Source organism: Micromonospora costi (genome assembly GCF_003626655.1).
GTDB classification, from domain to species: domain Bacteria; phylum Actinomycetota; class Actinomycetes; order Mycobacteriales; family Micromonosporaceae; genus Micromonospora; species Micromonospora costi.
In genome coordinates this window covers 2091256-2117185 of the sequence record NZ_RBAN01000001.1, presented here as the reverse complement: position 1 = coordinate 2117185, position 25930 = coordinate 2091256, and the positions used below count along the sequence as shown (strand labels likewise).

The following is a 25930-nucleotide window of genomic DNA, read 5'->3' as shown; positions in this document are numbered from 1 at the left end:
CGGCGTGCCGGAAACGGGAACGACGACGGCGCCCGGGGATTCCCGGGCGCCGCCGCCGTCGTCACCGTTGCCGGATCAGGAAACGCGGATCTTCATGGCAGTGCCGTCCTGCTCCAGAACCTTGATCTTGACACCGGCCGCGGGGAGCTTGACGCCGTGGTTCGGCAGCTCCTCGTAGAAGTACTTCTTGGTGTCGTCGAACAGCGGCTCGGCGGCCTGGCCCCGGATGTAGCTCGGCTGGCTGTTCAGGTGCAGCGTGAACGAGTCGGCCTTCTTGAGGCTGAACGGCGCGTCGTACACCTGGACCCGGGCCCGCCACGGCTGGCCGGAGAGGTTGTAGATCGGGCGCGGGTGCGCGTCGATGTACAGGTTTCGGCCCTCGCCGGGGTGGGCGACAGTGTTGTTGTCCGGCCAGCGGGTGTTCCAGTACGAGATGAGCAGGCCCTCCTGGTACGCGTAGTGGTCCACCCAGTCCGGGCGGGTGTTCGCGTAGCCGAAGAAGTACGGGCCGGTCTTCAGGTACTTGTCGTACGAGACGTACGACCGGTTGCCGGCGATGTAGAAGTTGTCGAACAGCCGGGTGTAGGTCGCGCCGACGACCTCCCAGCCACCGAGGTCCCAGCCCGCGTCCGCGGTCTCGGCGCCGTCGCTGAAGATCGGCTGGCCGTCGGCCGTCACGGTGATCGCGTCACCGAAGAAGCCGCCCTCGGAGACGCCACCGTCGGTCACGTAGTGCAGGCGAACCTGCGCGACCTTGCCGGCGAGAGCGTTCAGCGGGATGTTGATGTCCGCCCAGGCGCCGTTGCTGCTGCCGTCGAGGGCCGGTCGGTCGGCCCCGTCCCGGCCCATCGGCCGGCCGTTGACCGTGCCGTCCAGGTCGGTCCAGGTCTGCCCGCCGTCCGTCGAGCCCTCGAAGTAGAGGTAGTCGAAGCCCTGCTCGATGGCGTACTTGCCCTTCAGGGACAGCGCAGCCGAAGTCTTCCCGGTGAGGTCGAACGTCCTCGTCATGCTTCTGTTGAGGTCGTCCTCGTTCCCGGAGAAGTACTGCTTCGAGCCCTCGTACGGTGCGCCGTAGTTGAACGTGTACTCCCGTTGGGGCAGCACCACCACCACGGCCTGCGCGTCCTTCGAGTTGTACTCCTGCGGGCCCAGGTTGAGCGTGCGCTTCTGGCCCGCCACGACCACCTCGTAGTCGAGCCAGCCCAACTGGAGCTTGTTCCACGCGCCCAGGTCGCCACCGCGCTCGCCGATGCCGGCGTCGTTCTTGGCGCCGAGCCGGCTCTGGGCCATCAGGGTCCAGTGCTCGTTGCTGTTGTCGGCCGGGCCGTAGTCGTCCGGCAGGCCGAGGTCGTGGCCGTACTCGTGGTAGAAGACGCTCCGGCCACCGTTCTCCGGCTGGATCGTGTAGTCGCGGACCCAGAGACCGGTGTTGCCGATCTGGGTGCCGCCGATCGGGAAGCTCGGCGGGCCGACGGGCGAGCTGTTGAACGCCGACCAGCGGTGGCTCCAGATCGCGTCCTCGCCCTGGTGCGGGTCACCGTCGGCCTGGTCGCCACCGGAGTGGACGATCTGGAAGTGGTCGATGTAGCCGTCCGGCTCGTTGAAGTTGGCGTCGCCGTCGTAGTCGAACCGGTCCCAGGTGTCGTACGACTTCAGGTCCGCCGCGATCTGGGCCTCGGTGCGGCCCTTGGCCTTCTGGTCGTTGTACCAGACGTTGATGGCGTCGCGGATCAGGTCCCAGGTGTTCGAGCAGACGTTGTCGCCGCAGACCGCCGGGTCGTCGCGCGGGTCCGGCTCCTCGCCCGGTTCCGGGTCCGGGATCGGGTCGTCCGAGCGGCCGTAGCGGGCCTCGTTGTACGGGACCTTCACCCAGTCGGTGACCATGCCGTCAACCGTGTAGCGGCCCGAGGATTGCGCCTCGTAGTACTGCTTCAGCGACTCGTCGCCCGGGTTGGTGCCGAAGTAGAGCTGACGGAAGTGCTCCGGGCTGAAGTCCGGCTGCCAGACGGTGGAGTTGTCGACCGCCCGGTTGGGCTGCGGGATCTGGTTGTGCAGCGGCCCGTCGAAGGTGGTCGGCCCGGCGATGTCCGGGTTCATGTCCTTGTCCGGGTACGCCGGGTGACGCTGGTCGCCGAACTCCGCCAGGATCACGAAGATCTTGTCGGTGCGCTCGCGCTTGAGCTCGACGTACTGGTGCTTCTTCTGCGTGCCGGCGGCGAGCGTCCGGGCGTTGGCGCCGGGGCCGTTCGTCTCGCCGACCTTGACGACCGTGCTTCCGTTGACCTCCATGGGCTTGCTACGGCCGCTCAGGACCTCGCTGAGGCCCTCCTGGCGCAGCGCCCGACGCTTCTCCTCGAGCTTGTCGGGGAGTTCGTCCTTCAGTGCCTGCGGCTCTGCTGCGGTAGGAGCGGCTGCCGGCATTTTGGGCTGGGGCGCCGCCGACGCGGACGGGCCGAAAGCCAGACCTGTCGCCGTCAGTGAGAGCCCGAGCAGACCCACTGCGACTTTGCGCACGTGGTACCTCCGGTGTGAGGGAACCGGCCCTACGGGGGTACGGACCGGTGAAGATCGATCCCACGGGTGGGACCAATGGTGAACATAGACACTGGCGGGACAGGTGGGAAGACAGACACATCGATTTGTTGCAAGATTTTGTTTGCTCCGTCGTCAGCCGTCACACCCTGAGCGCTCTGTCAATGTCCCCCAGCAGGGGCGGACCGCCGGGCTCGCACGTGCAGCGGCGCATTTCGATCAAATCGTCAGAGGCACGAAAAAGTGGGGCCGGCGGCGTCTCCGCCACCGGCCCCACGATTGATCGATGGATCAGTTGGTGACCTTCACGACCATGTCGTCGGTCGGGTTGGTGCCCTGCTCCAGGATCTCGATCCGAGTGCCGGTACCGGCCACCTTCACCGAGTTCTGCTCGTTGTTGGCGGTCCAGTAGCGGTTGGCCCGGGTGTCGTCGAACACCGCGTTCGGCTTGAGCTCCGGCACGGTGATCGCCACCCCGTTGAGGCGGAAGGTCTGCGCCGGCTTGGTGTAGAGGCTGAACGTGCCGTCGTAGCCGTTACGACGGTTGGTGATCGTGCCCTGGTTCTTCACCTTGATCGCGTCCGGCCGGACGTCGACCGGCAGGTTGAGGCCGTAGCCCGGGTGCGCCGAGGTGTTGTTGTCGCCGTACGCGTAGTTCACGTACCAGACCAGCATGCCGGGCTGGTTCGAGAACCGGTCCACGAAGTCCGGGCGGGTGTTGCCGTATCCGAAGTTGTACCCACCGGTCCGCAGCGTGTCGTCGTACCCGAAGTAGGTCCGGTTCTCCGCGATGTAGAAGCGGGGGTAGACGTCGGTGACCGAGCCGGTGATCCGGGTGAAGCCCTTCACGGCCCACTCGGCGGCCTGGGTCTCGGCGTCGTCCGTCCAGACGGCCGAACCGTTCTTCACGAGCGAGATGTTGTCGAGGAAGAGGCCCGCGAAGTGCACGCCACCGTCGCTGGCGTAGCGGTATCGGAACTGCACGTTCTGCCCGGCGAACGCGGACAGGTCGTAGGTCAGGTCCACCCAGGCGCCGCTGGTGGAGCCGTCGATGCCGGTCTCACCGGGATCGATCGCCGCGTTGCCCAGCTGGGTCCAGGTCGCCCCGCCGTCGTTGGAGACCTCGGCGTAGAAGAAGTCGTAGTCCTCTTCCGTGTCGTACTGGGCCTTCGCGGTGATCGACGCGGACGTCGCACCGGTCAGGTCCAGCTGCCGGGTCAGCGTGGTGTTCAGGTCGTCCGCGCTGCCGCCCCACCACTCGTACGACCCGCCGAACGGCGTGTTGTACTCGGTGGTCTGCGTCTGCGAGGGCAGGTTGACCACGACGGCCTGCGCCTTCGGACCGTCGCTGTCGCCGGCCGGCCCGAGGGTGACCTGGGTGGCCCCGCTGTTCTCGTCCACGGTCGAGTAGTTCAGCCAGCCGAGGAAGAGCTTGGACCACGGGTCCATGTAGCCCGGGGTGGATCCGATGTCGTCGGTGCCGTGGCTCAGCCACGAACCCGAGGACATGAGGCTCCAGAACCCGACACCGTTGTCGCCGCCGGCGGTGTCGTACAGGTCCGGCAGACCGAGGTCGTGGCCGTACTCGTGGGCGAACACGCCCAGACCACCGTTCTCCGGCTCCGTGGTGTAGTCACGGATCCACATGCCGGTGTCACCGATCTGCACGCCGCCGGACTTGTTGCCCTCCGGGCCGGCGGTGCCGGCCAGGTTCGGGAACGCGGCCCAGCGGTGCGACCAGATGGCGTCCTCGCCCTCGGCACCGCCACCGGCCTCCTCGCCCTCGCCGGCGTGCACCGCCTGGAAGTGGTCGATGTAGCCGTCGGGCTCGTTGAAGTCGCCGTCACCGTCGAAGTCGTACCGGTCCCACACGTCGAACTGGGCCAGGTACTCCTTGATCTGCGCCGAGGACTTGCCGGCGGCGACCTGCGAGTCGTACCAGGCGGTGGCGCTGTCCTTGACGAAGTTCCAGTAGCCGTCGCTCTCCGGAATCTCGTTCGAGCCGTACCGAGCCTCGTTGAACGGCACGGTGACCCAGTCGCTGACGTCGCCGCCGACGGTGTACCGGCCGCCGGACTGCTTCAGGTAGAAGTCCCGCATCGACTCGCCGTCACCGTAGAACATGTCGACGTAGTGCTCGCGGTGGAAGTCCGGCCGCCACAGCGTGCTGTTGTCGTCGGTGGCGCTGCCGTCCCAGTTCCGGTCGGGTTCCGGGATCTGGTTGACCACGGGACCCGGGGCTCCGCCGGTCCGCGGGTCGGTCTGGTCGCCGAAGTTGACGAGCATCGTGAAGATCGGGTCGGTCTTCGGCGGCTGCTGGTACTCGACGAACAGGTCGTCCTTGACCTGGATGACCTCGGAGCCGTTGCGCTTCTGAAGCTTGGCCTTGCCGGCGAGCAGGTCGGCGATGGCCTGCTTCCGGAGTTCCCGCTGCTGATCCGCCTTGGGGTCAGGCAGGTTGTCCCGGCCGTGCTTCGCCTTGTCGGAACCGGGGGTCGGGCCCGCCGCCGGGGCGCCGGAGGCCGGCGTCGCCACGACTCCCGCCGCCAGCAGCGCGGCCGTGGCGGTGGCCAGGCCGGCTGTGACTCGTCTCCTCAAAGGTCTCCTCCTTTGTGGATCTGTTACATGACAGGCCTTGCCGAAGCAGTCACTGTCATGAGATGCGTCACTCACCCTGACAGAGAGCTGAGCGGTTGTCACGAGTCAATTGCCGATCCCTGGCGCGCTGTCTGGCGTGTTTTAGTAGGACAAGTTATCTCGTACCGGCCGTCGCCTTGGGCAACCGTTTACGTTACGTTTCGGCCACGATCACTCTTCGTGACAGGGATTATGAGGTCCCCTGAGGGGAGCGCTGACGTCCGCGAGAACGTCACGTCGGCGGCGTGGAAGAGTCTTCCGCCGTAACAGACGGACGGCCCGTCCGGAGCGTGCTGCTCCGGACGGGCCGCCGTGGGTCGGCAGACCGGGTCAGTTCCTCGCCGGGGTCACGTAGATCGTGGCGGAGGTGTTGTCCCGCTCGGCCTTCTTGATCGTGAGCGAGACGCCGTAGTTGACGCCCTGGTCACCCGGGTTGCCGGTGCCCAGCACGATCGCGCCGTTGCCGAGGGTCACGCCGTAGTACTCCGGAGCCGGTGTGCCGTCCGGGTTGGTCACCCGGGTGGTGTACGGAGCGTTGTCCCGCGACGGGACCACCACGGAGGCGTCGCTGTCGCGGGCGTACGCCCCGTCGTCCCGGATCTCGATGCCCGGGTACCAGCCCTTGGCGTCGGTGAAGCCCTTCACCGCCGGCTGCGAGCCGAACTTGGTGCAGTACTCGCTGTACGGCTCGTCCGCCGCCTCCAGGCACTCCTGGAACGGGTACGTCCGGTTCAGCGAGAACGCCGCGTTCGACGACTGCGGACGGCTGGGCAGGTTGTCGGTCACCGACGGGTCCTTCACGGCCGCCTCGCCCGTGCGACGGAACGGGTCGAAGTGCGAGTCGACGATGAGCAGACCACCCTTGGCGCCGTAGCTGGGCAGGGCCGTGAGCTGCCCGGTGACGTGGTTGACGTCGCCGAGCGCGGTGTCCCGGTACCAGACCAGCATGCCCGGGGCGTTGTACGCGATCCGGTCGACCTTCCACGCGTCACGCGAGTAGACCGTGTCGTACGCGTACTTCAGGCCCTTGTCGAAGCCGTCGAAGTTGCGCCACTCGGCCAGGTAGTAGTGCGCCTGGACCATGGTGCCGCTGTCGATGTTCCAGCCCTCACCGGTCGTGTCGACCCAGGTGCCGCCGGTACCCGTCCAGCCGTTGGCACCGCTCTCGACGTCGTCGCTCCAGGTGGTGGCACCGCCGCCGGTGACCGAGAAGTCGTCGGCGAACCAGCCCCGCTCCACGAACGCCTCGTCGGTGGCGTAGCGCAGGCGCAGCTGGATGGTCGTCCCCGCGTACGACGACAGGTCGACGTAGTCGTGCCGCCAACCGTCGGTGCCGCCGGTCAGGCCGTACTTCTTGCCCCCGAAGTCGTTCATCCGGCCGTTCGGGTCCGGGTAGTTGTCCGGGGTGGTGACCACGGTGCCGGCCTCGTCGTACACCTTCTGCTCGGCCCAGGTGGCCCCGCCGTCGGTCGACACCTCGACGAAGCCGTAGTCCCAGTCCGCCTCGATGACGTAGTTGTTCCACATCCAGAACTTCGCGTCGGCCGCGTTCGGCACGGCGATCGACCGGGTCAGCTTGACGTCGGCCCAGTCCTGGTCGTTGCCGCTGTGCCACATGTTCGCGCCGCTGTGCGGCTCGGCCAGCGTGATGACCTTGTCCGGCAGGTCGACCTTGATGCCGTCCGCGGTGCCGACCGGCGTACGCGAGGTCTGCCCGAGTTCCACGCTGCGCGGACGCGAGCCGGGGGCCACGGTGAGCGGGTCGGCCCAGCCGAGCACCCACTTGTCCCAGATGCCCATGTGCGTCGGCAGCGCCTGGAAGATCTCACCGGAGTGCGAACCGGAGGCCATCAGGTCCCAGAAGTCCACGTCCGAGTCGGCGTTGCCGGAGGTGTCGTACAGGTCCGGCAGACCGAGGTCGTGGCCGAACTCGTGCGCGAACACGCCGACGCCGGCGTCCTCCGGCTGCACGATGTAGTTCGACACCTGGAGGTTGGTGCCCGGGATGGTGAAGCCGCCCGGCACCGAGGAGGAGTGCGCCCACACGGCGTAGACGCCCTGCGCGCCGCCGCCGCTGGACTTGCCCTTGCCGGCGTGCACCAGCACCAGGTGGTCGATCACACCGTCCGGCTCGAAGAAGTTGCCGTCACCGTCACGGTCGGCCTGGTCCTCGATGTCGTAGTCGGCCCACGGGAAGGTCGGGTCGTTCGCGGCCAGCGTGGCGATCGCGTCGGTGGCCAGTCGGCCGGCGCCGGCCGGGTTGTCCGGGTGGCCGTTCATCGACTGCTCACGACCGGCGACCCAGTTGCCGTTCGCGTCCTGGAAGCAGCGGTTCGCCGCGTACCAGGCCTCCGAGTGCGGCACGGTGATCCACGGGCTGGCCTGCCCGTCCACCGTGTACGCGCCCTTGGACATCTCCAGGTACATGTTGTGCATGGTGCGGCCGGACAGGTCGATGCCGGGCTTGCCGTCGGGGCCCCGGAGGTCCTTGCGCACCCGCTCGGTGATGCCCGTCTTGGTGTAGAGCATCTTGTCGTAGTGGGCGGGCGAGAAGTCGTTCACCCACATCGAGTTGTTGTCCTTGTGCGGCAGGCTCGCCGGGTTCGGGATCTGGTTGTGCTTCGGGCCGTTCTGCACTGTGCCGGGGATGCAGGTCCGGTCCTCGAACACCGTCCGCGGCACCATGACGTTGGTGAAGTCGTCGTTGGCCTGGTCGTTGAACTCCACCAGCAGCGTCAGCAGCTTCGCCGTCTGGGTGCTCGGCGCCTGCTTGATCTCCCGGGGGTTCTTGCCGGTCTTGATCGACTTCGCCTCGATCTTGGCCAGCTCCCGCGCGGTGACCGGGTTGCCCCGGGCGTGCTTGTGGTCGAAGGCCCGCGCCGCGTCGCCTTGCGGGGCGTACACGCCGTCCCGGCCCTTGACCTCACGGCCGGCCGTGTCGGGCTGCACCTCTGGCTCGGCGTAGTTGATGTAGTACTCGTCGGACCCGATCACCGCCCGGGCCGCGGCGGACGGCTCGGCCGCCGAGGCGCTGCCGGTCACGGTCAGTGACGTGGCGGCGAGGGCGATGGCGGGCACTGCGACGAGTAGGCGTCGGCGTGCCCCGGACTGGGGTTTTCTGTTCATGCCGCTCCGTTTCTCGGGCATGGGTGGCAGGACCACGGCCGGATACGCATCGATGTGATGTTCGTCGAAGCGACGCGACCGGCGTGAACCTAAATCACGAGGGGTCCGGAGCGACAGGGGTCGGAGCATGCCTGTGTCCGTTCAGCTTCTCACCGTTCCTCCGACCGACCGATGTGACGCCGTGTACCGAATGGTGTTGCAGCCCGTAAGACATGACGGAGGGTGGCGGCCGTTGGCCGCCACCCTCCACGGTGTACGCCTGTGGTCAGTCCTCGTCGGACTTGCCGCCGCTCATCCCCTTCGCGATCAGCTCCATGACCGAGGAGTCCTGCAGCGTGGTGACGTCGCCCAGCGACCGGTGCTCCGCGACGTCCCGCAGGAGCCGCCGCATGATCTTGCCGGAGCGGGTCTTCGGCAGCTCGGGCACCAGCATGATCTGACGCGGCTTCGCGATCGGGCCGAGCGTCCGGGCGACGTGGTTGCGCAGGTCGGCGATGAGCTGCTCGCCCGCGTCGCCGCCGGTCTCCACGCTGCCCCGGGGGATGGCGAACGCCACGATCGCCTGACCGGTGGTCGGGTCGGTCGCGCCGACCACGGCGGCCTCGGCCACCGACGGGTGGGAGACCAGGGCCGACTCGACCTCGGTGGTCGAGATGTTGTGGCCCGACACCAGCATCACGTCGTCCACGCGGCCCAGCAGCCAGATGTGGCCGTCGTCGTCCTTCTTCGCCCCGTCACCGGCGAAGTAGACCCAGTCGCCGCCCGACTCGCCGCCCCCGGCACCGGCCCCGAAGCGCGACCAGTACGTCTCGATGAACCGGTTGTCGTCGCCCCAGATGGTGCGCAGCATCGACGGCCACGGCTCCCTGAGCACCAGGTAGCCGCCACCGCCGTTGGGCACCGACTGGCCCTGGTCGTCCACCACGTCGGCGGCGATGCCCGGCAGCGCGGTCATGGCGCTGCCCGGCTTCGCCTCGGTCACCCCGGGCAGCGGCGAGATCATGATGGAGCCGGTCTCGGTCTGCCACCAGGTGTCGACGACCGGCAGCTCACCCCGGCCCACATGCTGGCGGTACCAGATCCACGCCTCCGGGTTGATCGGCTCGCCCACGCTGCCCAGCAGCCGCAGCGACGAGAGGTCGTAGCCGGCGGGGATGTCCTCGCCCCACTTCATCATTGTGCGGATGAGCGTCGGCGCGGTGTAGAGGATCGTCACCTTGTACTTGTCGACGATCTCCCAGAACCGGCCCTTGTGCGGGGTGTCCGGGGTGCCCTCGTACATCACCTGGGTGGCGCCGTTGGAGAGCGGCCCGTAGACGATGTAGGAGTGCCCGGTGACCCAGCCGATGTCGGCCGTGCACCAGTAGACGTCGGTGTCCGGCTTCAGGTCGAAGACCGCGTGCGTCGTGTACGACGTCTGGGTCAGGTAGCCGCCCGTGGTGTGCAGGATGCCCTTCGGCCGGGCCGTGGTGCCGCTCGTGTAGAGGATGAACAGCGGGTGCTCGGCGTCGAACGGCTGCGCGGTGTGCTCCGGGGAGGCGGTCTCCACCGTCTCGTGCCACCAGTGGTCCTTCTCCGACCACGCGACGTCCTCGCCGGTGCGGCGGACCACCAGCACGTGCTCCACCGACGGGCACTTCGCCACCGCCTCGTCCACGGTGGGCTTGAGCGCCGACGGCTTGCCCCGCCGGTACCCGCCGTCCGCGGTGATCACCAGCTTCGCCGAGGCGTCCTGGATGCGGTTGGTGAGCGCGTCCGCCGAGAAGCCGCCGAAGACCACGCTGTGCGTGGCCCCGATCCGGGCGCAGGCCAGCATCGCGGCCGCCGCCTCCGGGATCATCGGCAGGTAGATCGCCACCCGGTCGCCGGCCGTGACACCGAGCTCGGTCAGCGCGTTCGCCGCCTGGCAGGTCAGCTTGTGCAGGTCGGCGTACGTGAGCGTGCGGGTGTCACCGGGCTCGCCCTCCCAGTGGATCGCCACCTTGTCGCCCCGGCCCGCCTCCACGTGCCGGTCGAGGCAGTTGTACGCCACGTTGAGCTGGCCGCCCACGAACCACTTCGCGAACGGCGGGTTCGACCAGTCCAGCACCTGGTCCCACTGCTTCGACCAGGCCAGCCGCCCGGCCTGCCGCTCCCAGAAGGCCAGCCGGTCGGTCGCCGCCTCGTCGTACGCGTCGGCCTTGACGTTGGCGTTGGCGGCGAGTTCGGCCGGCGGCGGGAACTGGCGCGTCTCGTTCAGCAAGTTGGCCAATGCCTCGCTCATGCGGGAACTCCTCGTCGCTCGGGGTGACCTGCGTCTCGTCAGGAGAGGTTAGTCCGGGAGTCCCGCGTGGGCGACCGCCGCCTGCCCGTACCGCGCCGAGCGGCCCGCGCCGCGCGCCCAGTTGTATGGCGCCGGTCGCCTCCGGGGACGGTTGGCCGCTGCGCCGGCGACCGGGTCGCTAGCGTGACGGGGTGACCACCGACCCGCTCGCCCCGCTGCTCGCGCTCGCCGACGTCGCTCCCGCCGTGGAGCGGGCCCGCGAGCGGTTCGACGAGGCGCTGCGGCACCGCGCCCTACGCCGGCACGGCGGCCAGGTCGCGGCCGAGGTCAGCCTCCGGTCCGCGGTCGCCAGCGCCGCCCTCGAGGGGTACGCGTACGACCGCGAGGCGGTCCGCGCCGGCACGATCACGGACCCGGTGCTCCAGGGAGCCCTGCGGGTGGCCGGTGCGCTGCCCGGGCTGACCGAGCTGTGGCCGAAGGCGCCGCGGCAGGCGCTCGCGAGGCTGCACGTGCTCGCCGCCCGCGACGTCGTACCCGAACCGGACCTCGGCCGGCCGGCGGCCGACCCGGTGGTCGGCGCCCGGCTCGACGGCCTGGCCGCGCTGGTGGCCGGCGGCACCACGGTCTCCCCGCTGGTGCTCGCCGCCGTGGTGCACGGGGAACTGCTCGCGCTGCGGCCGTTCGCCGGTCCGTCCGGCGTGGTGGCGCGCGGCGCCGCGCGGCTGGTGCTGCTGGCCAGCGGCACCGACCCGCGCGGCCTGCTCCCGGTCGACGTCGGGCACCACGACCGCGAACCCGAGTACGTCGGATCCGCGGGCGCCTTCGCCACCGGCACCCCGGACGGCCTCCGGTCCTGGCTGCGGCACTACACGACGGCCGTCGAGGTGGGCGCCGACGAGCTGACCCGCATCGGCGACGAGGTGCTCGCCGCGTCCTGAGGGCACAGGCGGGCCGTCAGCTCCGGCGGGTGGCTCTCGTGATCCTGCTCTGGAGCGCGCGCCGGGCGATGGGGCCGAGGTCGTCGACGACCTCGATGAGCACGGCCAGCTGGTCGAGCGCGGCCAGCGCCCGCTCGGTGGCCGCCCGGTCGACGCCGTCGTACAGCTCCAGCCCGATGAACGCGGCGGAGACCGCCCGGGCGAGGCCGGGAACGTCGGCGACCTCGGCGAACGGGGAGCCCGCGAGCAACCGGCCCAGGACCGACTCGATCTCGTCCACCCAGAGCCGGAGCGCCGCGGCCGTGGGCGCGGCGAGCCGCTCGTCCCCCTGCGCGCCGGCGAGCAGCTGGGCCAGGACCGAGACGTTGCCCAGCTCCCGTTCCTGATCGTGCAGCGCACGCCCCACGTCGAGAAGCTCGCGCAGGGAACCCACCTGGGCCAGGCGGGCCGACCAGTGCCGGACCCGCTCCGCGGTACTCGCCCGGCAGGCCGCGGCGAGCAGGTCGTCGACCGTGCCGAAGTGGTAGAAGACCAGCGCCTGGTTCACCCCGGCGGCGGCGGCGATGGTACGGGCCGAGACACCCGCGATGCCGTGCTCACGGATCGCGGCGATCGTGCCGTCGAGCAGCCGTTGCTTGGTGTCGGACATGGCTCTCCTCGCCGCGTCACCGGGTGGGGCGGTGCGATCATCGCATCGGTGACCAGCTGCGCCAGCCAGGTGACCCCCGGCAGCCGCACCGTCCAGCCGACCCAGGCCCAGCCGAGGTCGACGTGTTCGAGCGCGCGGGCGACGGCGGCCACCCCCCGTTCCGTGTGGCCGTCGCCGCCCGCATACCGGGCCCGCCACAGCACCTCCGGGTGCTCCGCGGCGGGCGCGATGGTGAGGCCCACCGGACGCCGGCGTTCCAGGAAACGCCGGACGGCCACGCACGGGCCACAGTCGTCGTCGAGCCACAGCACGGCGGGGCCGCTCCCCGCGTGGGGTCGCCAGCGCGGCCACCAGTCGCGCACCCGGCCCCGGTAGTCGTGCCAGCTCGGCCCGTACCGGGTGGCGAGGTCGTACGCCTCATGTGGCCCGGCCACCGCCGCGCTGAAGGCGACCGCCGTCGCGGCCGCCACGAGGAGCGGCAGGCTGCCGGTGACCGCGGCGGCGAGCAGCAGGAGCACCACCACGCCGAGCTGCATGGGGTTGGCCACATAGGCGTACGGGCCGGTGGTCACGAGCCGACGCGGCGGATCCCACGGATAGGGGGTGCCGCCGCCCCGGACCGCGAACTCGCGTACCGCGGTGAGCGCCGGTGCGGCGACCAGCAGGCCGACCTGCGCGAGCAGCAGCAACGCGGATGCCGGCAGCCCGGTGAGCCGGTCCCACGAGCCGCCGCCCTGCGCGAAGGCCAGGGTCGGCACGAACCACAGCACCAGGGCGGTGAACACGACGAGCTGGAGCAGCGCCCGCGTACGTAGGTGGCGGCGGTCCGCGCCGAACCGGCCGAGCAGCTGCGCCGGCAGGGCGACCACGAGCAGGCCGGCCACCTCGCCGACCATCCAGTCGGGTCCGAGCCGTATCAGCGGGTGCAGGGCGGGCATCGCCAGCGCGTCCAACCAGAACAGCAGGCCCAGCGCGACCGGCAGCGGGAGCGCCCGGCGCAGCAGGACCGGCAGCGGGCCCCACAGCGCGGCCCAGCCGATCCAGAGGTCGACCGGCAGGCCGCGGTAGGAGCCGCGTACCGGGGCGAAGGAGAACCACCCCGTGAGCCGGGCGACCTCGTGGAGCGCGGCGATGCCGATCGCGCTCGCCACGAATGCCAGCAGCGCGGCCGCGCGGGCGTCCCGGCGCCGCTCCGACCGGCTCGCGGCCAGCACCGCGAGCAGCGGCACCGCCAGGCACAGGTAGCGCTCGGTCGTCATCGCAGCGCCATCATGTCGAGCAGGTGCTCCACACCCTCACCGAGCAGCGCGTTCTGGAGGGGGCCGAAGTACCAGGACGGGTCGAGCCCGCGGCGGTAGTCCACGGTGATCCGCACCTGGGTCCGGTCGCCGCCGGCCGGCTGCCACCGCACGTCGGCGTGCCGCCAGGTGAACCAGCGGCCGGTGATCGAGGTGTCCTCGACGAACCGGAAGCTCAGGTGGCCCGGCTCGCTGGCCTCGACCTCGGCCAGCAGATGGCCGCCGGGCCCGTGCGCGCTGCCGTGGTAGCCGAACACCCAGCGGTCACCGGGATCCAGGCCGTCGCCGTCCACCCGGTTCGGCGTCGGTACGCCCAGCAGCCGGAGCGGCACGGACCGCGCCGGCGACGGTCGGGGGCCGGCGGCGAGGCGGGCGGCGACCTGGTCGGCGGGGAGCGCGACGACGCGGGTCACCTCGACGGACTGCTCGGGATCGATCCGTGGCCCGATCCCGCTGCCCTCGATGCCCGGCAGGAGCAACAGCGGTACGGCGATGACGGCGTACGTCCGTGAGGACCGGCCGACCAGCCGGATCAGCGCCGTGCTGCCGTGGGCCACCGCGTAGACCAGGGGCGCGGCCAGCACCACGCAGATCGCGCCCTCGTGCAGCGCCACCGCCGCCAGCAGCAGGGCGATGGTGGTGACGACGAAGACCCGGCCGTGGGCGGTACGGCCCGGACGGAGGGCCAGCGCCGCGGCCAGGAGCACCGGCAGCGCCACGAACAGCAGGGCGCTGTCGGCGCGGTCCTCCGCCACCGCGAACGCGAAGACCACCAGACCGAAGACCGTGATGAGGGCGGCCAGGACCCAGTTCGCGGTGGTGGGCTTCGGGTGTGTCTCGTCCGCTTCCGCCATGATTCCTCCCCCGTGTTTGAGCGATCGCTCAAACGCGAGCATAGGAGGGTTTGAGCGGTCGCTCAAGTCTTGGTGCGCGGTGATCAACGCCAGAACGCCGATGTGGCGGTATCCCCGTGTGTGGGATACCGCCACATCGGCGTAATGGAGCGAATCGCCGGTGTTCCCCCGGCGGCGGGGAGGGGTCAGGCGGTGGTGGAGGCGGTCCGGGTGCGGCGGTGACGGCCGTACCAGGCGATGCCGATCGCCACCCCCACGCCGACGCCGAGCGCGGCCGCGGCCACCGGCACGGCGGGGCGCTCACGCAGCCGCCGGCCCAGCGGGATCGGATGCCGGAACTCCAGCACCGGCCACGCGTTCTCGGCGGCCAGCTTGCGCAGCTGGCGGTCCGGGTTCACCGCGGTCGGGTGGCCCACGCACTCCAGCAGCGGCCGGTCGGTGTACGAGTCGGAGTAGGCGTACGAGTCGGCGAGGTCGTAGCCCCGCTCCTCGGCCATCCGGCTCACCGCCTCGACCTTGCTGGGGCCGGCAGCGTAGAACTCCACCTGGCCGCTGTAGCGCCCGTCCTCCACCGACATGCGGGTGGCGATCACGTCGGTGATGCCGAGCAGCTCACCGATCGGGCGGACCATCTCCTCGCCCGAGGCGGAGACCAGGACGACGTCCCGGCCGGCCGCCTGGTGCTCCTCGATCAGGGCGGCGGCCTCCGCGTACACGTAAGGGTTGATCAGCTCGTGCAGCGTCTCCGCGACGATCTGGCGGACCTGCTCCACCGGCCAGCCCTTGCAGAGGGCGGCCAGATAGTCCCGGGTACGCGCCATGGTCTGCTCGTCGGTGCCGCCCAGCCGGAACATCAGCTGCGCGTACGCCGACTTGACCACGTCACGCCGTGTGATCAACCCGTCCCGGTAGAACGGGCGGCCGAACGCCAACGCGCTCGACTTGGCGATGACGGTCTTGTCCAGATCGAAAAAAGCGGCACCTCGGCCCACGGCGCGAAAGTCTAGCCCGATGGTCTATGGTCGGCGGGTGCCCGGGGTCCGATCTTCCCTGGACCTGCAGGCCAACCCGATCACCTCCGCTCCCAGTGATCGCGATCACACTCTGCGAAAACAAATTCGCAGGGAGTGGAGTACACACCACTCGACGTAACAGGTCCGCTCAGGCAGACTTGTCCGCACGACGAGTACTCATATCTCGGACAGACGCAGACCCTCGGCGGTTGCACCCCCCGTGACCGCTGAGTGGGTTCGGCTCGACCCCCCCGGAGCCGAACCTCCCGACGACCCCCGTCTCCCCCCGACGGGGGTCGTCCCTTTCCGGGTCGAGCACTGCGGCCCAGGTCACAGGTCGTCTCCGTCCCCGCCGAAGGCCCCATCCGAGGGCGGTTCCTCGGTCTGGGGCAGCAGGGAGGCAGCAGAGCTGTCGAAGGCAGCCAGGACGCGGGAGGCGTAGTCGTCCGGGGTGTGGGTGTACCGGTTGAGCGTCGTGGACGCGCTCGTGGCCAATGACCCGCTGCACCAGGTTGACCGGCGCGCCGTCGGTGACCAGCCAGGTCGCGTAGGCGTGTCTCAGATCATGGAACTGCATCCCGCCGACGGCCTTGGCCGCCACACAGGCGACGACCTCCCGCTCGGTGGTCAAGGCGGCCCTGAGCGGGCCGCACGCGCCGCCGCCTGGGCGCGCGCCGGCCGCTGCCGCTGTCGCTCTGCGGCCGTCACGCCTGATGCCCGGCGGCTGGCGCGGGAAGCCGGGGGCCCGGTGGGCCGCCGTCGAACGACAGCAGCGTTGACCGGGGCACGGTGGGCCGGCAGCCGGCCGGGCTGCGCGGCCACGAGCCCGCGCGGCGTAGGGGAGCGCACGCCGCGTCCGTCGGCGGCTGGCCGGTGGTAGCGGGGTTGCGGTCACTGCACCTCCGGCCGGGGCGCTCCGGCTCCAGGATGGCCGGAGCTGCGTCGGCGGGTCGCGGTCCGTGGGTGGTTGCGGTGGGAGCCTTCCCGCCTGCCATCGACCCGGGCAAGCCGAGCAGACCACCGCCCGACCCGCCAGCGTCCGTACGAGCCGTCAAGGTCCGCTTGACCTGGCGGGTCGGGCGGCGGCCCGCTCCCCCAGAGGGCGGGTCGACGGCAGACGGGAAGGCTTCAAGGTGAGGCGCTGGTGGCGCAATTGACTACAGCACGCCATACAAGGCGAGCACTACACCCGTAGTAGGCGAGGGCAGGAGCTGGGCCTACCCGAAGTCAGCACCCGGACCAGACCTCGCTTGATGATCTGGAGCTGCTGATCAGGCAGGCGAAGGGTGAAGTGGACCTCCGTCGGTAGGCGTAGGTCCATTGCGGTCTGATCGGTGAAGACCAGCCGCAAGTCAGTCGTGTCGCTGGGAGGCATAATGGGCAGCGTTGGTTGCCGCGAGGGTGTCAGCTCGCATTCGATCACCTCTCCGTAGCAGCCCCATTGGCCGTAGCGGCCGACCCCGATCCAGTAGGTGTCCCCTCCGCGAGATTCGTCCTCCTCGCTGGCTCCGGAGCATTCCTGGAATATCAGCGACCACGACTCTGCAATCGGCTTCTCTCGGATCCCGAGGATGTAAACCAAGTCGTGCGCCTCGGCGGCGTCTCGCAACACTGCGGGCAGTTCGTCGCGGAGGGGTTCCCACGTCACTCGTCCCAACCTAAGGGTACGGCGTGAGGCGCGCAGTCCGGCGTGCCCGAACCGTGCCCGACACAGGAGTCAGCAAGGGCCAGCGGCGGGCTCCGGGCTGCCCTGGCGCGAACACACTTGGTGCTTCTCGACCGGGGCGCACGGCTACTGGACGTGCAAACCGATCCGATTCCCAAGCTGTTGGTCCCTGACCGCAGCGCGACCCCAACCAGCCGTAAAGCCAGCACCGCCGGCACGACGGCCCAGCAGGGCGAGGCGAGGTCAGAGAGCAGGACCATGAGGGAGAGGGAGCACTCTTAATCCAAGGGTCGTCGCCGGACGACCGGGCGCCTGGTGGCTGTCGACAGCAACGGTGACAGCAACGAACCGAGACGAGGACAGCGGCCGGACCGGACCAGGGCTTCACCGATGCGGCGACTCCGTTTCATACGCCACCCGCGAACACCTTGGGCTCCCGACGGCCATCGTGGATCATGGCTGAAGCGACCTCTGGAGGATCACATGATCGTGGAGTACATCCGCTACCGCATCGCGGAATCCGGACGCCGAGTCGACTTCGAGAAGGCCTATGCGGCCGCCGCCGAGCAGCTGGACCTCGCCCCCCAGTGCCTCGGATATGAACTTTCCCACGGCATCGAGGAACCCGACCGCTACATCCTGCGGATCGAGTGGACCTCCGTCGAGGACCACGAGCAGGGCTTCCGCGGCGGCCGGCACTTCCCCCCGTTCCTCGCCGCGATCCGCCCCTATATCGGCGACATCGAGGAGATGAAGCACTACGCGAGAACATCCGTGGTGTCCGCAGCCGGAGGGACAGCATGACCGAGCGCGCCACGAATCTGTACGAGGCCGTCGGCGGAATCGATGCACTCCGCCGACTGAGCGAGACCTTCTACGAAGGTGTCCTGGCGGACCCGCTGCTCGCCCCAGTCTTCGCCAACTTCACCCGGACGCACATCGAGCACGTCGCCGTCTGGCTCGCCGAGATCTTCGGCGGCCCCGCGCGCTTCACCGCTGAACTCGGCGGCCACCAGGCGCTGCTGCGCGCCCACCTTGGCCTGTCGATCTCGGAGGAGCAGCGGACCCGCTGGATGGAGCTGATGGCCACCGCCGTCGACAAGGAGCTCCCGGTCAACGAGCTGCTGCGCCGCCGAGTCATGGAGTACTTCGACTGGGGAACCCGGATTGCTCGCGACGTCTCGGCTGGACCGGTCGCGGAGGACCTCGGCGACCCGGGGCCGACGCCGCGCTGGGGCTGGGACGGGCTGGTGTGAGCAACTCCGGACGCGTCGAGGCGTTCAGCGACGGGGTCTTCGCCATCGCCATCACGCTGCTGATCCTGGAAATCCGCGTGCCCGAGGAGACCGGCCACAAGCTGACCGAGGCGCTCGCCCACCAATGGCCGTCCTATCTCGCCTACATCGTCAGCTTCCTGGTCATCGGCGTGATGTGGGTCAACCACCACGCACTCTTCGGTCACCTGGCGAAGGTCGACCGCACGTTGGTCTTCCTCAACCTCCTGCTGCTCATGGTGGTCGCCGCGCTGCCCTGGCCGACAGCGCTGCTCGCCGAGCACCTTCGCAACACCGACGACGCGAGGATCGCTGGCGTCATCTACAGCGGCCTGATGGTGGTGCACGCGCTGATCTATGGAGGCATCTGGTGGTATGTCACCCGCAGACGGCAGCTGTTGAATCCGAGGGTGGACGTCGAGGCGGCACGGGCCACCCGGATCCGGTTCAATCTCGGCGTCCTGGTATATCCGGCGACCGTGGGTTTGGCCTTGGTCTCGCCGTGGGCGATGCTCACCGTGCACGGACTACTGGCCGTGTACTACGCGTTCAACCATCTGGCGATTCCAGGCAGCGAGCAGGCGAAGCCCGAGGGTGCGTCGTGACTTCTCGCGGCCAGCCGCCCTTGGACCTGTCCTCAGCGTGACTCCGGCAAGATCGGGGGACAAGGTAGCCGCGAGCAGGATCGGCGTACAGCGGGGAAGTACAGCAACCCGCGGGAGGCGGCACCGGACGTGGTCATGCCGGTTGACGTCGTAAGCGACCTCCGGCAACCACTTTGCCGCGAGCGACGGACGAAGAGATCAAGCTCGCCCGGGGAGATCGGGCACCCACCGGTAGACCCCGGGCGGCCCGGCTCCAGCAACCGACTCGCGTACATAGATGCCGTTCACGTCGGCGTCCAGCAGTTCGCCGCCGTACTCCACCCACAGCCAAGTTTGATCGAGTTCGTCAGGCGGGAACCCCTCGTCGTTGACCCGTACAGTGACGTCTCGGCCGTCCACTGGACCGCCGACCGCCGGTGCATTGGCGTGTTCCCACACGCCTCGATGATTCGCCGGGCGGGGTGGTGGACGAGCTAGATTGCGGCACATCGACCCGGATTGCCGGAGGCAGCGGAAAGGCAGCGAACGCTACAACAACGGCTGCGGCCGGGTGCCACCGGCCGGCCGACACGGCGCACGTATCGGCAGTCGCTGACATTCAGCCGTGGCCGTTGGTACGCCCCTACCCCGTCTCTCCCCCCCCGGCCCCCCCGACGGGGGGGTCGTCCCTTTCCGGAGATCGTGCTGCGGCCAGCCTCCGGCTAGCACGGTGGTGACGGCGGCTCGGGCGGGCGCCCGTGGCCACGGGCCGCGTCGGATACGGCGATCCCGGTCAGGACGAGGGCAGCGGCGGCGGCGACCGCCACCGGCGGCAGGGGGAGCATCGCAGGTGTCAGGGCGGCCAGCGCGAGGACGCCGATCAGTCGGGACCGGGACACGCGGCCGAACACCGCGTGCTCGAAGCGGGCGCGCCCGGCCAGGTACAGGGCGGGTCCGCCGATTAGGACGGCGATCCAGGCCGGTGGGGTGTGCCCGAGCGGATGGGCGATGACCAGTTCGTCGCCGACGGCGACGGCGACCACGCCGGCCACCATGGCCAGGTGGGCGTACGACGCCGATTCGGCGAGGCGGACCGGGTCGGCGGACACGGCGATCGCTTCCGCCAGGACCTGCCCGGCGCGGTGAATGTAGATCCGCCACAGCAGCACGGTGGTCGCTATCGACACGGCGAACGCGGCTACGTGGCCCCGCGCGAAGCCGCTGCTGCTCAGCGCCAGTCCGGTCACCAGGATCAGCTCGCCGAGCGCGACGATGAAGAACTGCCGGTAGCGCTCGGCCAGGTGCTCGCCCGAGATCACGAGGTCCTGGCTGGGCGTGCGGCCGGCCCCCGGAGTGGGGAAGCCGATCTTGCCCGCCGTGTGGTCGAGGACCACCGCGAGTGCCCACAACGCGCCCCGCGCCGCACCGTGCGCGAGCGCCCCCGCGATCCACGGCAGCGCCGACAGGCCGTACCAGAACAACCCGCGCATGCCGATGCGCTGCAGCTCCTGGCCACGCAGAACGGCCACGAGGACGAGGCCGCGGCCGAGCTGGATGGCGACGTACGCGCCCGCGAAGATCAGGCCCGTGTCGCCGAAGGCCTCGGGCACCGCAGCCGCCATCACGAGGCTGCCGACCATGGTCGCGATGACCAGCGACTGGATCACCGGTTGGTGCGGGTCCGTCCGGTCGGTCAGCCACGCGGTGCTGGACCAGACCCACCAGACGGCCCCCAACAGCACCAGCGTCCGGAAGGCCCCGCTCCACCCGAGGTCCTCGGCCAGGCCGCGCGAGAGCTGAGCGAGCGCGAGGACGAACACCAGGTCGAAGAAGAGTTCCAGGAACGTGGCCCGCTGTGGGTCCTCGGCTTTCCGCATCAGCTCGGCTGGCCCGCTCGTCGCCATCAGCTCGCCCGTTCTGCCGGCTTCGCTCCAGGTTTGGGGGCATTCTGACACGCGGCGGCGGCGGTTCTCGCGGACGTGCCGCCGTGGACTGGACCGAGCGACCTGCGTTACACGGACGGGCCACGGCCGAGGCGATGAGTTCCTTCCGTCAGGCGGGGCGGATCGCCTGAGCCGGGCCGGGACTGGCCGCCGGGCACGGGTTGGGAGTCCCCCAGGCGACGTTCGTCCGGCAGCGCCACAGGCGACCGACCGTCAGCGCCAGACCACGCCAGAAGCCGAACGTCTCCAACGCCGAGGCGGCATACGTGCTGCAACTGGGAACGAAGGGGCAGCGCGCCGGTAGATGGGCCGAGATCTCGGTCTGGTACCGGCGGATGAGGCCGAGGGCCAGACCCGTCGGCCCACCACCGAGGCGCACCGCGTGCAGGAACGCGAGCGGGTGCTGAACCAGTGCCGAGACCAGGTCCTGGGCGCAGTTCAGCCATGCCAGCGGGGTGGCGTCGCCGAGACAGCACCAGCAGGGGCAGGCGGGGAAGGGTGGTTCGCTGCCGCTCATAGCGCTCCTCACTCGCCAAGATCGCTCCGGAGCATAACGGGACTGCTCGTGACTCCGGGGGCTCGACGATCAGGGCGAGCCGACCGGGACGCGATCCTCGAGCGTGATCCGGCCCGGGCATCAGAGGCTCAGTGCTCCGCCGCAGGTCACGCACGGTACGGCAGGTGCCGCGCATACCAGATCCACAGCCGCGGCGGGCGTTGTCCACAGGCGGCCACGTTGTCCACAGGACGCCACGGCGGGGCGGCCTCGCGGCACCGTGCGCGAGCAGTGTCTCGGTCAGCACCCGAGACCGACCGCTGGAGGCCGCGATGCCACCCCGTACCTCCGTCCCGTCACCCGTCCGGAGACCGCTGGTCGTCACCGGTGACGGTGACCTCCTCGACGACCTGCTCCGGCTCGCCGCCGCCGGCGGCACCGAGGTGGAGCTGGCGCCCGACCCGGCGGCGGCCCGCACCCGCTGGCTGCCCGCGCCGCTCGTTCTGGTCGGCGTCGACCAGGCGCAGCCCTGCCTGCGGGCCCGGTTGCCGCACCGCCCCCGGCTGGTGCTGGTCGGGCACTCCGGGCAGCTCGACCCGGGCTGGCAGGTCGCCGAGCTGATCGGCGCCGAACACGTCGCCACCCTGCCGGCGGCCGAGCCGTGGCTCGTCGACCGTTTCGCCGAGCACGGCGCCGACGGGCCGGTCGGGCCGGCTGCCCGGGTCGTCGCGGTGCTCGGCGGGCGGGGCGGTGCGGGGGCGAGCATCCTGGCCGGCGGGCTCGCTGTCTCCGCCGCGCGGGCTCGGTTGCGGACCCTGCTCGTGGACGCCGACCCGCTGGGTGGCGGGCTCGACCTGGTCCTCGGCTGGGAACAGTTGGAGGGGCTGCGGTGGCCCGCGCTCAGCGACGCCGACGGCCGGGTCGACGCTCCCGCGTTGGTACGCGCCCTGCCCAGCCGGGGTGACCTCGTGGTGCTCTCTTGGGACCGCGGTGACCTGCTGGCCCTGCCCGCCCCGGCGATGGCGGCGACTCTCGACGCGGCCCGCCGCGGGCGGGACTTCGTGGTCGTCGACCTGCCCCGGCAGCTCGACGACGCCGCCGTCACCGCGTTGCAGGCCGCCGACCGGGCGTACGTGGTCGTCCCGGCCGAGCTACGCGCGACCGCGGCGGCGGCGCGGGTGGTGGCCGCCGCGGCAACGCACTGCACCGAACTCGCGGTCATCGTGCGCGGGCCGGCGCCGGGGCGGTTGCGCGCCGCCGAGGTGGCCCGGGCGCTGGGGCTTCCGCTGGGCGGCACGCTGCGGCCGGAGCCGGCGATCGTACGTGGCCTGGAGCGGGGCGAGGCACCGGCGGCGAGTGGCCGTGGTCCGCTCGCCGCCCTCTGCCAGCGGATCGTCGCCGAGCTGACCGGCGTCCCCTCGGCGGGTGCGGCATGAGCGGGCAGACCGACGACGGCCTTCCCGCCCGCGTACGGCAGCGGATGGCGGCGGACGCGACACCGCTCACCCCGGCGGCCATCGTCTCCGCGGTACGGGCCGAGTCGGGCGCCGCCGTGCTGGGCGACACGACCCTGTTGCGCATGGCCGACCGGGTGCGCGACGAACTGGTCGGCGCCGGCCCGCTCGCGCCGCTGCTGGCCGACCCGGCCGTGACCGACGTGCTGGTGAACGGCACCCGGGTGTGGGTCGACCGGGGGCAGGGCCTGCACCAGGTCGCGGTGCCGCTCGGGTCGGTCGACGACGTACGCCGGTTGGCGCAGCGGCTCACCGCGAGCGCCGGCCGGCGGCTGGACGACGGCTCCCCGTACGCCGACGCCCGGCTCGCCGACGGCACCCGGCTGCACGCCGTCCTGCCGCCGGTGGCGACCGACGGGCCGTACCTGTCGCTGCGGACGTTCCGGCAGCGGCCGTTCACCCTCGACGAACTGGTCCGGCACGGCACCGTGCCCCCGCCGGTCGCGCCGCTGCTCAGCTCCCTGGTGTCGGCCCGGCTCGCGTACCTCGTGACCGGGGGCACGGGGTCGGGCAAGACGACGCTGCTCAACACCCTGCTCGGGCTGGTGCCGGCGACCGAGCGGATCGTGCTGGTCGAGGACGCCGCCGAGCTGCAGCCGCGGCACCCGCACGTGGTGGGGCTCCAGGCACGCACCGCCAACGTGGAGGGCTCGGGCGTGGTGGGCCTCTCCGACCTGGTCCGGCAGGCGCTGCGGATGCGACCGGACCGGCTCGTGGTCGGGGAGTGCCGGGGTGGGGAGGTCGTCGACCTGCTGGCCGCGCTCAACACCGGCCACGACGGCGGAGCCGGCACGCTGCACGCCAACGCGCCGTCGGACGTGCCGGCCCGGCTGGAGGCGCTCGGCATGCTCGGCGGGCTGCCGCGCGCCGCCCTGCACGCCCAGGTGGCCGCCGCGCTCCAGGTGCTGTTGCAGGTACGCCGCGGCGAGCAGGGACGCGTGCTGGAGTCCGTCTGCCTGCTGCTGCCCGACGGCCCGGACCGGCTGGTCGGCGTGGTGCCCGCCTGGGTGCGCGGGTCCGGCCCCGGGCCCGCCGCCCCTACGCTCGCCACGCTGCTGCGGGAGCGCGGCGCACCGGTGCCGCAGATCCTCGCGCAGCCGTGGCCCGGATCGGCGGGGCCGGCATGAACGCCGAAGCCTGGTGGACGGCGATGCTGGTGGTCGTCGCGGCCGTCCTGGTGGCCTGGCCACTGCACACCGCCCGGGTCCGCCGGCACCTGGTGATGGCGACCGCGAAACGGTCCGGCCGGCCGGTGGAGGACCCACTGATCGAGTGGGTCGCCGAGCTGGGTCGGGCCGTCGACACGCCCCGCGGCCCGGTGAGCGCCGCCGCGCCGGAGCCTGTCGAGCCGTCCGGACGGTCGGCGTCTGTAGAGCCGTCCGGGCGGCAGGCGTCCGTCGAGCCGTCCGGGTGGTCGGCGTCCGTCGAGCCGTCCGGGTGGTCGGCGTCCGTCGAGCCGTCGCGGCGGCCGGCGTCCGTCGAGCGGTCCGGCCGGTCGGGGCCCCGGCCGCCCCGGCGGGACTCGGCCCGGAGCGCGGTGGACCTCGGGCGCCCGCCCGGTCCGTCACGCCCGCCCGGTCCGTCGCGCCCGCCCGGTCGCCGGGACGACCGGGGTCCGGCCGGTCTCGGCGGTACGCCGTCCGCGGCCACCACGATCCACCGTCGACGGTCTCTGACTCCGTCTGCGACCGGGTCCCGCCGTACGGGTTGGCTCGCGCCGCTGACCCGGGCGCCGAGGCGGGCCCTGCTCCTCACGGGTCTGCTGGGTGTCATACTGGGCGGCCTGCTCGCCGGCCCGGTCGGGGCCGTGGCCCTCGCCGCGTACGGCGTGCTGGCCGTCCGCGCCGCCATCCGGTGGCAGGTGACCCGGCATGCCGGGCAGGCCCGGCGACAGCGGCTGGACCAGCTCTGCGGGCTCGCCGCCGACCTCCGCGCCGGCCTGCCCGTTCCGGCGCTCGCCGACCACACCGCCGCGACCCGGCTCGACCGGCTCACGGCCGCCGCCGTACGGCTCGCCGATCGCACGGGAGCGCCCCTTGCCGACCTCGTGGAGCGGATCGAGGCGGACGCGCGGTCGTCCGACCGGGGGTTGGCCGCGGCCGTCGCGCAGGCGGCCGGGGCGCGGGCGACCGCGTGGCTGCTGGCGGCCCTGCCGCTCGGCGGCATCGGTCTCGGCTACGGCATCGGGGTCGACCCGGTGCAGGTGCTCCTGCACACCCCGGTCGGCGGGGTCAGCGCGGTGCTCGCCGTGGTCCTCCAGGTGGCGGGGCTGTTCTGGGCCGAACGCCTCGGCGCCGTACCCGGGAGGGCCGGCTGATGTCCGGCACCACGTTGGCTGCTGGCTGCCTGCTCGCGGCGGCGCTGCTGGCCGCCATCACCGGCCGCCGGCCGCTGCACCGGCTGCGCGCGCTCGACGCGGCGCGCCGGGCGGGACCTCCCGTGGACGGTCCACACCCGTCGCTTCCGGGCGACCCGCCGGTGGGAACCCGGGGTGCCGGTCCGTGTCCTGCCTGGCTGGGCCGGCCCGACCGGATCCGCCTCGCGGCGGCACTGGGCGGCGTGGCGGTGGCGGTCCTGGTCGGCGGCTGGTTCGGCCTGCTCGGCGCGGTACCCACGGTGCTGCTCCTCGACCGGCTGCTCCGGCGCATCGAGTCGCCCGCCGTACGCACCCGCCGGCTCCAGGAGGAGGCCGACCTGCCGCTCGCCGCAGACCTGCTGGCCGCGGCCCTGCGGGCGGGCGCACCCGTCGACCGGTCGGTGCTCGCGGTGGCGGAGGCGCTCGACGGTCCGCTGGCCGCCCGGCTCGGACGGGTGGGGCGCACGCTGCTGCTCGGCGGCGGCCCGGACGAGGCGTGGTCGGCGCTGGACGGGGTGCCGGGGGCGGAGCGGCTGGCGACCGCCGCCCAGCGGTCGTCGCACAGCGGGGCCGCGCTCGCCGGAGCGCTCACCCGGCTCGCCGACGACCTCCGATCCGACCGGGCGACCGCCGCCGAGGCCTCGGCCCGCCGCGCGGGTGTCCTCATCGTCCTGCCGCTCGGGCTCTGCTTCCTGCCGGCCTTCATTCTCGCCGGCCTCGTGCCGGTGATCGTCGCCGTCCTCGGCGACGTGCTCTGACAACCATCGAGAAAGGGGTACGACAGTGC

20 protein-coding genes and 1 pseudogene are annotated in these 25930 nt (G+C 71.3%); 8 read left to right on the top strand and 13 right to left on the bottom strand.

Annotation, left to right across the window (positions count from 1 at the left end):
- Positions 1 to 75 precede the first annotated feature (75 nt).
- The 4 genes from D7193_RS09640 to acs all read right to left on the bottom strand — a co-directional run bounded on the left by D7193_RS09640 (position 76) and on the right by acs (position 10558).
- The gene (locus D7193_RS09640; protein ID WP_120778924.1) at positions 76 to 2499 is read right to left on the bottom strand and encodes an immune inhibitor A domain-containing protein; all 2424 of its coding nucleotides are present in this window, start codon (positions 2497 to 2499) and stop codon (positions 76 to 78) included.
- 324 nt (positions 2500 to 2823) lie between these two features.
- On the bottom strand, positions 2824 to 5130 hold the full coding sequence (locus D7193_RS09635) for an immune inhibitor A domain-containing protein (protein WP_120778923.1): 2307 nt from the start codon (positions 5128 to 5130) through the stop codon (positions 2824 to 2826).
- A 369-nt stretch (positions 5131 to 5499) separates the two neighbouring features.
- Entirely contained in the window at positions 5500 to 8295 is a 2796-nt protein-coding gene (locus D7193_RS09630; RefSeq protein ID WP_120778922.1) for an immune inhibitor A domain-containing protein, read from the bottom strand.
- A gap of 265 nt (positions 8296 to 8560) precedes the next feature.
- The gene (acs, locus tag D7193_RS09625) at positions 8561 to 10558 is read right to left on the bottom strand and encodes an acetate--CoA ligase (RefSeq protein ID WP_120778921.1); all 1998 of its coding nucleotides are present in this window, start codon (positions 10556 to 10558) and stop codon (positions 8561 to 8563) included.
- A 191-nt stretch (positions 10559 to 10749) separates the two neighbouring features.
- On the opposite strand from acs, the gene D7193_RS09620 reads away from it, so the two are divergent.
- The gene (locus D7193_RS09620; protein WP_120778920.1) at positions 10750 to 11496 is read left to right on the top strand and encodes a Fic family protein; all 747 of its coding nucleotides are present in this window, start codon (positions 10750 to 10752) and stop codon (positions 11494 to 11496) included.
- A gap of 16 nt (positions 11497 to 11512) precedes the next feature.
- Here D7193_RS09620 and D7193_RS09615 read toward each other — a convergent pair whose 3' ends face one another.
- The 6 genes and pseudogenes from D7193_RS09615 to D7193_RS34115 all read right to left on the bottom strand — a co-directional run.
- On the bottom strand, positions 11513 to 12145 hold the full coding sequence (locus D7193_RS09615; RefSeq protein ID WP_120778919.1) for a TetR/AcrR family transcriptional regulator: 633 nt from the start codon (positions 12143 to 12145) through the stop codon (positions 11513 to 11515).
- A complete protein-coding gene (locus D7193_RS09610) occupies positions 12040 to 13404 on the bottom strand; it encodes a methyltransferase (protein WP_120778918.1) in 1365 nt (454 codons plus the stop codon). Before D7193_RS09610 ends, D7193_RS09615 begins: the two co-directional genes overlap by 106 nt.
- Positions 13401 to 14297 carry an SRPBCC family protein gene (locus tag D7193_RS09605; RefSeq protein ID WP_120778917.1) on the bottom strand — a complete coding sequence of 299 codons (897 nt, stop codon included), beginning with the start codon at positions 14295 to 14297 and terminating at the stop codon, positions 13401 to 13403. Before D7193_RS09605 ends, D7193_RS09610 begins: the two co-directional genes overlap by 4 nt.
- Positions 14298 to 14482: 185 nt before the next feature.
- Positions 14483 to 15289 (bottom strand): HAD family hydrolase, encoded by an 807-nt coding sequence (locus D7193_RS09600; RefSeq protein ID WP_120778916.1) that lies wholly within the window; start codon positions 15287 to 15289, stop codon positions 14483 to 14485.
- Between the two features lie 351 nt (positions 15290 to 15640).
- The gene (locus D7193_RS34120) at positions 15641 to 15805 is read right to left on the bottom strand and encodes a hypothetical protein (RefSeq protein ID WP_241562933.1); all 165 of its coding nucleotides are present in this window, start codon (positions 15803 to 15805) and stop codon (positions 15641 to 15643) included.
- Positions 15806 to 15836: 31 nt separating this feature from the next.
- Positions 15837 to 15887 (bottom strand): annotated as a pseudogene (locus D7193_RS34115) (tyrosine-type recombinase/integrase); the annotation flags it as partial.
- Positions 15888 to 17459: 1572 nt separating this feature from the next.
- Between D7193_RS34115 and D7193_RS09585 the strand changes: the two are divergent.
- From D7193_RS09585 to D7193_RS09575, 3 genes are read left to right on the top strand one after another with little or no spacing between them, the layout of a single operon-like run.
- The gene (locus tag D7193_RS09585; protein ID WP_120778914.1) at positions 17460 to 17780 is read left to right on the top strand and encodes an antibiotic biosynthesis monooxygenase family protein; all 321 of its coding nucleotides are present in this window, start codon (positions 17460 to 17462) and stop codon (positions 17778 to 17780) included.
- Positions 17777 to 18232 carry a group II truncated hemoglobin gene (locus D7193_RS09580; RefSeq protein ID WP_120778913.1) on the top strand — a complete coding sequence of 152 codons (456 nt, stop codon included), beginning with the start codon at positions 17777 to 17779 and terminating at the stop codon, positions 18230 to 18232. Before D7193_RS09585 ends, D7193_RS09580 begins: the two co-directional genes overlap by 4 nt.
- Positions 18229 to 18855, top strand: a complete 627-nt coding sequence (locus D7193_RS09575) for a TMEM175 family protein (RefSeq protein ID WP_120778912.1) — start codon at positions 18229 to 18231, stop codon at positions 18853 to 18855. Before D7193_RS09580 ends, D7193_RS09575 begins: the two co-directional genes overlap by 4 nt.
- A 198-nt stretch (positions 18856 to 19053) precedes the next feature.
- Here D7193_RS09575 and D7193_RS33185 read toward each other — a convergent pair whose 3' ends face one another.
- The 3 genes from D7193_RS33185 to yidD form a co-directional block, all read right to left on the bottom strand.
- Complete coding sequence (locus D7193_RS33185) at positions 19054 to 19293, bottom strand: hypothetical protein (RefSeq protein ID WP_147434350.1); 240 nt, start codon at positions 19291 to 19293, stop codon at positions 19054 to 19056.
- A 263-nt stretch (positions 19294 to 19556) separates the two neighbouring features.
- Positions 19557 to 20738 (bottom strand): low temperature requirement protein A, encoded by a 1182-nt coding sequence (locus tag D7193_RS09570; RefSeq protein WP_120778911.1) that lies wholly within the window; start codon positions 20736 to 20738, stop codon positions 19557 to 19559.
- Positions 20739 to 20886: 148 nt separating this feature from the next.
- The gene (gene yidD, locus D7193_RS09565; RefSeq protein ID WP_120778910.1) at positions 20887 to 21294 is read right to left on the bottom strand and encodes a membrane protein insertion efficiency factor YidD; all 408 of its coding nucleotides are present in this window, start codon (positions 21292 to 21294) and stop codon (positions 20887 to 20889) included.
- A gap of 311 nt (positions 21295 to 21605) precedes the next feature.
- Between yidD and ssd the strand changes: the two genes are divergently transcribed.
- Genes ssd through D7193_RS09545 form a run of 4 tightly spaced genes read left to right on the top strand, consistent with a single transcriptional unit; the run spans position 21606 to position 25901 of the window.
- On the top strand, positions 21606 to 22709 hold the full coding sequence (gene ssd, locus D7193_RS09560) for a septum site-determining protein Ssd (RefSeq protein ID WP_120778909.1): 1104 nt from the start codon (positions 21606 to 21608) through the stop codon (positions 22707 to 22709).
- Complete coding sequence (locus tag D7193_RS09555; protein WP_120778908.1) at positions 22706 to 23914, top strand: TadA family conjugal transfer-associated ATPase; 1209 nt, start codon at positions 22706 to 22708, stop codon at positions 23912 to 23914. The genes ssd and D7193_RS09555 overlap by 4 nt, the downstream gene beginning before the upstream one ends.
- The gene (locus D7193_RS34110) at positions 23911 to 25104 is read left to right on the top strand and encodes a type II secretion system F family protein (RefSeq protein ID WP_241562863.1); all 1194 of its coding nucleotides are present in this window, start codon (positions 23911 to 23913) and stop codon (positions 25102 to 25104) included. The genes D7193_RS09555 and D7193_RS34110 overlap by 4 nt, the downstream gene beginning before the upstream one ends.
- The gene (locus D7193_RS09545; RefSeq protein ID WP_120778907.1) at positions 25104 to 25901 is read left to right on the top strand and encodes a type II secretion system F family protein; all 798 of its coding nucleotides are present in this window, start codon (positions 25104 to 25106) and stop codon (positions 25899 to 25901) included. The genes D7193_RS34110 and D7193_RS09545 overlap by 1 nt, the downstream gene beginning before the upstream one ends.
- Positions 25902 to 25930: the final 29 nt, after the last annotated feature.

What these genes read in the sequence shown, in the direction of transcription:
- D7193_RS09630 (WP_120778922.1), bottom strand. Translation starts at nt 8,295, where the DNA reads ATGAACAGAAAACCCCAGTCCGGGGCACGCCGACGCCTACTCGTCGCA.
- acs (WP_120778921.1), bottom strand. Translation starts at nt 10,558, where the DNA reads ATGAGCGAGGCATTGGCCAACTTGCTGAACGAGACGCGCCAGTTCCCG.
- D7193_RS09615 (WP_120778919.1), bottom strand. Translation starts at nt 12,145, where the DNA reads ATGTCCGACACCAAGCAACGGCTGCTCGACGGCACGATCGCCGCGATC.
- D7193_RS09610 (WP_120778918.1), bottom strand. Translation starts at nt 13,404, where the DNA reads ATGACGACCGAGCGCTACCTGTGCCTGGCGGTGCCGCTGCTCGCGGTG.
- D7193_RS09605 (WP_120778917.1), bottom strand. Translation starts at nt 14,297, where the DNA reads ATGGCGGAAGCGGACGAGACACACCCGAAGCCCACCACCGCGAACTGG.
- D7193_RS09585 (WP_120778914.1), top strand. Translation starts at nt 17,460, where the DNA reads ATGATCGTGGAGTACATCCGCTACCGCATCGCGGAATCCGGACGCCGA.
- D7193_RS09580 (WP_120778913.1), top strand. Translation starts at nt 17,777, where the DNA reads ATGACCGAGCGCGCCACGAATCTGTACGAGGCCGTCGGCGGAATCGAT.
- D7193_RS09570 (WP_120778911.1), bottom strand. Translation starts at nt 20,738, where the DNA reads ATGGCGACGAGCGGGCCAGCCGAGCTGATGCGGAAAGCCGAGGACCCA.
- yidD (WP_120778910.1), bottom strand. Translation starts at nt 21,294, where the DNA reads ATGAGCGGCAGCGAACCACCCTTCCCCGCCTGCCCCTGCTGGTGCTGT.
- ssd (WP_120778909.1), top strand. Translation starts at nt 21,606, where the DNA reads ATGCCACCCCGTACCTCCGTCCCGTCACCCGTCCGGAGACCGCTGGTC.
- D7193_RS09555 (WP_120778908.1), top strand. Translation starts at nt 22,706, where the DNA reads ATGAGCGGGCAGACCGACGACGGCCTTCCCGCCCGCGTACGGCAGCGG.
- D7193_RS34110 (WP_241562863.1), top strand. Translation starts at nt 23,911, where the DNA reads ATGAACGCCGAAGCCTGGTGGACGGCGATGCTGGTGGTCGTCGCGGCC.
- D7193_RS09545 (WP_120778907.1), top strand. Translation starts at nt 25,104, where the DNA reads ATGTCCGGCACCACGTTGGCTGCTGGCTGCCTGCTCGCGGCGGCGCTG.